This is a genomic window from Actinomadura fibrosa, assembly GCF_900659615.1.
Taxonomy (GTDB): domain Bacteria; phylum Actinomycetota; class Actinomycetes; order Streptosporangiales; family Streptosporangiaceae; genus Spirillospora; species Spirillospora fibrosa.
The window spans coordinates 1-1,723 of record NZ_CAACUY010000529.1 but is presented as its reverse complement, the minus strand read 5'-3'; the positions used below and the strand labels follow the sequence as shown (position 1 = coordinate 1,723).

Sequence of the window (1,723 nt, the reverse complement as noted above, 5' to 3'; positions counted from 1 at the left end):
CGACCATGGAGCGGGCGAGCGCGGCGGGCTGGAGCGTCCCGAGCGCGGGGGAGGGGTCCCACCAGCGGCGGACCCGGACGGTCAGCGGCCCGGCCTCGACGCGGCCGTCGCCGACCCACGCCTCCGCGCCCTCGCGGACCGGGCGGAACGGCTGGTCGCGGCGGGACGCGACGACGACCACGGCGTTCGGCAGCCGGGTCGCGTCGGAGCCGACGACCGCGAGCACCCGGGGCTCGCCGCCGCCGCGCGCCTCCAGGTAGAGCGCCGACGGGAAGACGGCGAGGACGCGGGCCGGGCGGCGCGGCGGGTCCAGCAGCGGCCGCAGCGCGAGGCTGGCCGCCCCGGCGACCGGGGGCCGCGCTCCCGCGCGCAGCGGGATCGGGTCGCGCACGAGGGCAGTCACGGATCCTCCCGAGACCGGTGTCGGATGCCTCCGGCGCGCGGGGGCCCGGCCTCTGCGGGAACCGTAGAACGGGGCCCGCGGCGGACGTATGGAGAAAGCTGCCAATGATGGTTGTCATCGTTCGTCTTTGTTGTCAGGGTTGATCAGGATCAGGTAGCGATCACGCCGTGTCGGGCGATGTACGCACCAAAAGCGAGGTGACCCCTGGCATGAGCTACACCACTGCGGACCCGGGCCCACCGGCCCTCCGGCTCGCGAGCACCGGAACACTGACCTACGGCCTGTCGGTCGGCGAGGTCCTCGGCGTCTCCACCCTGAACGAGGCGCGCCTCATCGCCGGACGGACCGGACTGGAGCGCGTCGTCCAGCGGCTCAACGTGATGGAGGTCCCCGACATCCTGTCGTGGGTCAAGCCGAACGAGTTGCTGCTGACCACCGGCTACCCCCTGCGGAACACCCCCCAGTCCCTCGACAACCTGGTCGCCGACCTGGACGAGCGCGGCCTCGCCGCGCTGGCCATCAAGCTCGGCCGCTACCTGGAGTCGCTCCCCGCCGAGATGATCGCGCAGGCGGACCGGCGCGGCTTCCCCCTGATCCTGCTCCCGAACGACGTCGGCTTCGACGACATCCTCAACCAGGTCCTCACCGACATCCTCAACCGGCAGGCCGCCGTGCTCGCCCGGACGGAGGAGGTGCACCGGGCGCTGGTCCAGATCGTCCTGTGCGGCGGCGGCCTCCAGGAGGTCGTCGACGAGGTCGCGACCCTGCTGGACGTGGCCGTCGTCGTCCTGGACGGCGAGCAGCGCGTGCTGGCGGGCGCCGGGCCCGACGAGGACGTCCAGGCGATGCGGGCGTTCGACGCGGGCCGGCACGCGGCGTGCGGGCGCGGCGGCTGCGGCATCGCGGGCGCGCACGGCACGTCCGACCACCTCGTCGTCCCCGTCGTGGCGGGCGGGTTCGACCACGGCCGCATCATCGCGTTCAGCCCCGGCGGGGCGCTGCGCGGCACCGACCTCGGCATCCTGGAGCGCGCCGCGACCGTCGCCGCGCTCGTGGTGACCAAGCAGCAGGCCGTCGCGGCGGTGGAGAGCAAGTACCGCGCCGACTTCCTGCGGGACATCCTCGCGGGACGCGCCGGCGAGGACGACCGGGTCGTCGCGCACTGCGACGGGTTCGGCTGGGACCTCGACCGCCCGATGATGGTCGTGGTCGCCGAGCTCGACGGGCGCTCCCGCGGCCCCGGGTCGGCCCCGGCCGGCTCCGAGGGCGAGGCCGCCTCCGGGGGCAGGCCCGCCGGCGCGGCGCGTCCCGCCGACAAGG

1 protein-coding gene and 1 pseudogene are annotated in these 1,723 nt (G+C 75.0%); one reads left to right on the top strand and one right to left on the bottom strand.

Translation table 11 applies throughout. From position 1 onward, the window contains the following. Nucleotides 1-403 (bottom strand): annotated as a pseudogene (locus tag E1300_RS49420) (oxamate carbamoyltransferase subunit AllH family protein); the annotation flags it as partial. 209 nt (nucleotides 404-612) lie between these two features. Here E1300_RS49420 and E1300_RS49415 point away from each other — a divergent pair. After that, nucleotides 613-1,723, top strand: a 1,111-nt coding sequence (locus tag E1300_RS49415; protein ID WP_207400462.1) for a PucR family transcriptional regulator ligand-binding domain-containing protein, incomplete at its 3' end; no start/stop codon positions are given.